The sequence below is a fragment of the Vibrio sp. YT-19(2023) genome, assembly GCF_033337395.1.
The window spans coordinates 20667-27016 of the sequence record NZ_JAWOQN010000048.1 but is presented as its reverse complement, the minus strand read 5'-3'; the positions used below and the strand labels follow the sequence as shown (position 1 = coordinate 27016).

Here is a 6350-nt window from a genome sequence, read left to right as displayed (position 1 = left end):
GCTACGACGATTGATGGGCGTAGCCGCTCAGATCGTAGTTTCTTGATTTAGTTCCATCGAATTACGCAACAAAGCCTCTTGTAGCCGAAGTAATAACCAACACTCATGGCTGGGATTAACGTGCTAAGAAAGCCTGTACCACTCATTTCTATCCCAACAATATATTCAATGGCCAACAGCAATGCAGCCCAACAAACGGACGCCAGACACAACAGAGACGTAACAAGAAGTACCGATGGTGGCTGGTTTATTTCTGATTCTGAATAGTTATTTTTTAATTCCACTTTCATTTCCTTCCATTTATTTGAATAAAATAAGCGTTTTAGATCATGCTTCCGCTTGGACAACCTAGAGAAACAACACCGCCATAACTCGTTGTTGGCGTAACTACCATGACTAAATCAACAGGAAGAAACACAACGTCCGTTGCTAACGACAAAGGAATGTCAATCAATGATAGTGGGTATAACGCGATAGAAGTAATATCAGCTCTTAAATAGCAAGGTTGTCGTGCGACTGATAACGCGGTGCCTGAAAACGGCTTTCCGTATCCGCCACCAGCATGCGCATCTATAGACGAACACCCCACCATTAAAGATGCTGACACCACAAGAAATACAACTTGTAGCTTTTTAAATAGTTTTATTTTCATTTAACCTAGATTCCAACTAACTGTTATTTTTTAAAACTAACCCCTCTCTCTCAAATTGTATATTCAATAAGTTTACTCATATGGGCCCAGTGCAACCATGTTAATACGTTCTATGTATCAGAAACAATTCATTTATTTCCAATGACACTAGCGAGATCATGCGACGTGATTGGAATCTCACTTAAGTTTTCATGGATCTATCGCGCTGAAAATTGAAGCCTCTACCTGTCATAGAATAAAAAGCCGTCAAAACCAGTGGTTCTGACGGCTTTTTGTAAGCGCCCCGTGGGCATTACCTGCACCATTATTGCTTGAAGCTTATCTAGTGACAGACCTAGATAGCTAATAGTCGCACTTGCTGTCGGAGGATTTTATTGGCTTTTACGCGGACTTTAACCAACACATCACCATCGACCAACCTAAGGTCGAATATTGGTGAATGTCGCGATGGTGACTCCATCACTTTGTGACGACAACGATTTTACGTCTGCGCTAAAGTAATATGGATTAAGTGGCATTTTACTCTCGGCTAGTCGCGCGTAGTAAAGCTTGGCGGGCTGTTTTGCCATTTGTTGCGCGTACAAATACCCGACCAACGCATGTTCAAACTGGTGGTAACCATTTCCCCAATGGAACGCTTTGGTTGATTTAGGGCTTAGACCGACGCCTCCATATTGATGATCCACCCATACGTCCATAAAAGTGGGTAACGTGTATTGAAGCGTTTCTTTCATCGAACCATCGACAAGAGAAACTGTCATTGCCGCTTGATCGAGCTCTGCCCATTCCCAAGACGAGCTATAGTGCTTGTATGGTCTTGGTTGCCAAGCAGGAATGCTCTCTTGCGTCCATTTACTCTGCCATTCTGGTGAGAAAAGCGCTTTGACTTGCTCAAAGTTTTGCTGGTATTGCGCTTGCTTAAGCGTGTGTTTCATTCCTTTGAAACCAAACTCTGTCCACTTTGAATTTTCCAACAACTGACCTGTCAGATACGTCATCCAATACGCCTTGATGGTGTGTCCAAAATCATTGTGTTTCGCATCTGGAATCATTACCGCTTTGTGGTGTATCGCGCCATAAAAGCGCTGCTCTTTGTCGGAGTGGTAGTTATCCAGCATCACTTGCGTCAGCCACTCCAGATCTTGTTTCCACTTGGCTTGCGCTGGTTCTGGTAAAAGTGGCGCCGTTAACAACAGGTAGCCATTAATTTGGTCAAGTTGAGCGACTAGCTCTTGCTGCTTCGCACTTTCCCCATCACCGTCTTTCAAAACCCAAGCCAGACCGCGATCATCGCTTCGTCGGTATTGTTTAAATATAAACGCTTGCTGGTCGATAAGCGCTTGTTCGACCTTTGGATCTTGAGTCAAGTAGTAGTACATCGCCAAACCCACTAAGGCGTAAGCTTGGTCTTGAGAAGTTCGTTGTTGCCACTCCATCCCCGGTTTCCCACTACGCGTAAAGCTCACAAACCCGCCGTTTTTCTCATCTTGTTGATGATCAATCAGGTAATAAGCCCCTTTCTTTGCCAGCTCTAATGCTTGCTTGTCACCCGTAAGATGAAAAAGTACGCCATAAGCGTAAGTTTGGCGCGATTTCATGCGGGTGTACTCGCGATCGAAGTGCGGGCTAATCCACCCTTTGTTTAATTCTTCACACGGCTTTTGTGGGTCGAGAATGACACCGTTATCACAACGAAAAGTCGGAAAATTCCCCGCAGGTTGCCCATGCGCGCTTTCCATCATCCAATATGGGGCTAGGCCATTCGTCACATGGTTTAACCAATCATCCCCCGAAGGCAGGCCTACATCAGCAAAGCTGTTCATACTCATCGTTGCGAGCAATAAGGTAAGATATTTAAAAGACATAATGCTCAATTAAGTTATTGAATTTTATCCAGTATAAATAACTCCCTTTACGCATATTGTTGTCGTGCTCACAATCGCCTTACGCATTTGTTTGCGTCAATCATCTTTCAGCCTCGTTCGATGACTGAGCCGCGAATAAACGCTACTCTGTCTTCGACTGACATTTTGGGCACTTCGATCAATTGATAACCAAATTTGTGATAAGCGTTGACCATCTGTTGATACGTAGCCACCGCTTCAGAAAAATCTTGCTTTCGCTCTTCGTCGTTGCTGAATATCGATGCCCAAGGTGGAAAAATGAACACTTGAGAATGATAACGAAGCGTCTGGCAATGCGTGATGAGCTCATGCGAGATTGGCAGTTGTTCCAACTTACTGTAGCCATATACGTCCGCAATACTGCGATCAAAAAACACATTCCCTTGGTGGACATTGAAAGCTCGGTAATTGCTCACTTCTGCCTTCATCATTTCGTCTCGAAAAGCTTGTTTGTCATTCCAAGGTAATGCTGAACCGTGATTGGCAACCTGCGTTTGTATCACGTGACGACCGGTTTCTGGCGCGCAGATAAAGCCTTGTGTTTTTAGCTGTTCGATTACCGAAGTTTTCCCTGCACCGGGACCACCAGTGAATACGATGAGTTTATTCAAAATTGTTTCCTTATTTTTTGTTTGAGTGAAGTAATGCGTATACAGCCAAGAAAATGGGCATCATCTGGCGTTTGAAATTGGCATTTGGCACGCCAGCGTTAAGCGAGATCGGTAGTGGGAAATTTGGGGGAATAGAGCTGGGCAGTGAAGAGATATACAAAGTAAGAACCGAAACGACGTGTTCATCGGTTATGGAAAACGGAGGAATTTTGAGCGAACCAAACGTACCCAAAATATTGGGTTAGGAAATGGTGCGATTGGTTCTGCTGGTTAACACGTCAATTGGATATCTATATCAAGAAAATGGCACCTAAGCCTAAGAACGCAAAGAAACCGACGACATCGGTAACGGTCGTCAATACTACCGAGCCAGCCACGGCGGGGTCAATGTTAAACTTTTTCAACGTGAATGGTATCAACGTACCCGATGCCGCGGCCGCCAAACTATTGAGGAAAATGGCACAGCAAATAATAAGCGCCAATGGCAAAGAGTCAAACACCATGTAAACGACACCCGCGATCACCAATCCCATAATTAAACCATTAATGGTGGCGATTTTTAATTCCTTATTCACCAATAGCTTCAAGTTACTTTGGTGCAAGTGGTTCAATGCGATACCCCGAATGGCCACCGCTAAGGTTTGGCTACCTGCGATGCCGCCCATACTCGCCACAACGGGCATTAAGATAGCAAGCGCAACGACTTGCTCGACCACATTATCAAAAAGCCCAATGATGGCGGAGGCTACGAAAGCGGTCAGCAAGTTAATCACCAACCAAAGTGCTCTTAGCCTTGTCGCCACGCTTAATGGTGTAAACAAATCTTCTTCGCTTCGTACGTTTTCTGCCACTACAGCTTGTAGGCTGAGTTCGCGCAACGTAATCGCGATGGTCGCCATCGACAAGACGCCCATAATTTTGCCACCAGCCATGATAGGAAACCAATGTGCTCCACCATCAATCGAGACTTGTTTGCTGACGCTTTGAATCGTTTGAATATCTTCTAGAATTGGCGTAACTACGGTCAAGTCGGTAAGTTTGATATGATTTTCGTGCAGCAACAGGGTTTGCGGCTCTATCGTACCAATCACACCACTTGCATCACGCACAATAATCAACCGCACAGGACTTTGCCCGCGTTTTAGCAGCTCGGTTTTGATGCCTCCTACGCTGTTTTTAGGGTTTGCGACCAGAAAGTGAGGCTCGGCATAACGTCCAACTTTGTTGTCTTCATACGACAATGCTTGTTGGATATGCGCGACAGACTCTTCACTTTGATCAATAAGGTATTCATCTACAAACTCGGTCGGTAGAAAGTCCGCAAAGATGATCAGTTCTGAATCCGTTATGTACGTCAAGCGTTCATGTTGTAAGTCTTTATTGAGTGATTGATGAATGTGCTTGGCAGTGTCGTATCGGAGCAAATTTAATACCGTCCAATACTTCTCAGGCGGCACTGCTTCTATGACACGTTTACGGTAAGCAATGTTGACCGACTCCAAAATGTTCGCAATCTGTGCTTCTTGATAGTCTTTCAAAAAGCTCAAGTCTTCGGTCGATTCTATCGCTTTAATGATCTCAGCAAGCAAATGTGGCACTTTGCGGTTAATTTGCAATTGGTTGGAATCTATCATTACTTTTACCTATAGCTTTCACTACCACATTCGCCGCATTGACGATATGTGCTATCCGAAGTCATGAATTCTTGATGTTAAAATTCTAGGCGATAGTTGACTTAATTGCGGAATTTATATTTCGCTCGCAGAAACAAAACGCCTCTGCATCAGTTCATGGTATAGACTTGAATGTGTGTCAGGCTCATTCGCCTTGTTTGATAATGGAGTAATCAATGGCACCTGTATTTTTTCTGACTCAGCAGGCCGCCTTACCAAGTCGTAAGGTGCTTCGTAAAGTGATTCAATTTTCGACAGCGCTGGCCCAGCCTATTGTAGTTTTAGTGGAAGACCATCGCCGAAGTGAAGATCACGCATTCGCTCATTTTCTCAGTTTCAACTCTGACCATATAGAAAAAAGACAAGCTGAGTTTGAAGCTTGGACCTTAAAGTTCAACGCATTAATTTTCGAACTTTGTGAAGAAGAAGAGCTTGAAACACCAACGCTCTCTTACGAGCATTTCAAAGGGAGCCATTGGGTTGAGCAAGTTGCGAAACGACTTGTTGACCACACTGACTTACTGCTCGTGGGACACTTTAACAAACACGAGATTCAAACGATGCTCACAGAACTAGCACAACAAGATTGCGACTTGTTGCTACTGAGTGAGCGGTCATGGCCTTCTCACGCCAACATGCTTTGTGCAATCGACCCACTTCATCGAGGGGATGAAAAGTCGATAGTAGATAAAGCCATCGTCTCGCGAGGCTCAAAATTAGAACAAACCTTAAGCGGGAAAAAGACGCTCGTTTACTGCCGATACGTCGCACCATACCTCTCTCGCTATCGTGCAGAGATATTAAGCAATCAAAAAGCAGGCATTACAGATTTTATTAGTGCGCAAAAGTTAACGCGAGTTCCATTACTATTACCGGAAGGAAACCCTGAAACGGCGTTACCAAAAGCAGTTAAGCAATCACAAGCGGCGATTTTGATTATGGGGGCATGTAAACGAAGCATGTCATCCCAATTTTGGTCTGGCAGCACTGTAGACACGTTACTTGACCAACCACCTTGTGACCTACTGTTGGTCAACAGCTCCAAGGGCTGACTAGGTATTCCCTATTAATCTATCCTTTCAATACCAAGCGCAGTTATTGGCTCTTTACATCTTCTAACTGCGCGACTTCATGCTCTGCGTTCAAGGCTTGTTTCTGCTGCTGTTTTATTTCATCCCAACTGCGTCCCGACTCAATCGCAGATACACGCTGATCGTATTTGTTGCAGGCTCTTTCGAGTACTTTCTCAGGATCTATCCCCTTTTCTCTTTCCAACGCTTTTAATACGTTAAGATAGTTCCACAACACATCGCCTAACTCGTCTTCCAAATGACAAAGGCGATCCTCACGAATCTTTTCGCGGACTTCATCAACTTCTTTGCCAATGGCCTCCAGATAAGTCTCTACGCCTTTAAACCAAGTATTGGTTTGGTCATATTGAGATTTTCTCGTCGCAATTGCATACAGCTCATCAAATTTCTTCATTGTCTCTCCGTAGAACACGTTTTTA

At 44.3% G+C, this 6350-nt stretch carries 7 protein-coding genes; 1 reads left to right on the top strand and 6 read right to left on the bottom strand.

Annotated elements, in window-relative coordinates; genetic code table 11:
• Nucleotides 1–47: 47 nt before the first annotated feature.
• The 5 genes from R7E78_RS22455 to R7E78_RS22435 form a co-directional block, all read right to left on the bottom strand.
• On the bottom strand, nt 48–284 hold the full coding sequence (locus R7E78_RS22455; RefSeq protein ID WP_318058262.1) for a hypothetical protein: 237 nt from the start codon (nt 282–284) through the stop codon (nt 48–50).
• Nucleotides 285–322: 38 nt separating this feature from the next.
• Nucleotides 323–652, bottom strand: a complete 330-nt coding sequence (locus R7E78_RS22450) for a YceK/YidQ family lipoprotein (protein WP_017820979.1) — start codon at nt 650–652, stop codon at nt 323–325.
• Between the two features lie 419 nt (nt 653–1071).
• Nucleotides 1072–2517, bottom strand: a complete 1446-nt coding sequence (locus tag R7E78_RS22445; protein WP_318058261.1) for an AGE family epimerase/isomerase — start codon at nt 2515–2517, stop codon at nt 1072–1074.
• Between the two features lie 107 nt (nt 2518–2624).
• Nucleotides 2625–3167 carry an AAA family ATPase gene (locus R7E78_RS22440; protein ID WP_181881315.1) on the bottom strand — a complete coding sequence of 181 codons (543 nt, stop codon included), beginning with the start codon at nt 3165–3167 and terminating at the stop codon, nt 2625–2627.
• 290 nt (nt 3168–3457) lie between these two features.
• Entirely contained in the window at nt 3458–4801 is a 1344-nt protein-coding gene (locus R7E78_RS22435; protein WP_274648019.1) for a magnesium transporter, read from the bottom strand.
• 215 nt (nt 4802–5016) lie between these two features.
• Between R7E78_RS22435 and R7E78_RS22430 the strand changes: the two genes are divergently transcribed.
• Nucleotides 5017–5892, top strand: coding sequence for a universal stress protein (locus R7E78_RS22430; RefSeq protein ID WP_318058260.1), 876 nt, complete (start codon nt 5017–5019; stop codon nt 5890–5892).
• A gap of 43 nt (nt 5893–5935) precedes the next feature.
• Here R7E78_RS22430 and R7E78_RS22425 read toward each other — a convergent pair whose 3' ends face one another.
• Nucleotides 5936–6325, bottom strand: a complete 390-nt coding sequence (locus R7E78_RS22425) for a MazG nucleotide pyrophosphohydrolase domain-containing protein (RefSeq protein WP_318058259.1) — start codon at nt 6323–6325, stop codon at nt 5936–5938.
• Between the last annotated feature and the right edge of the window lie 25 nt (nt 6326–6350).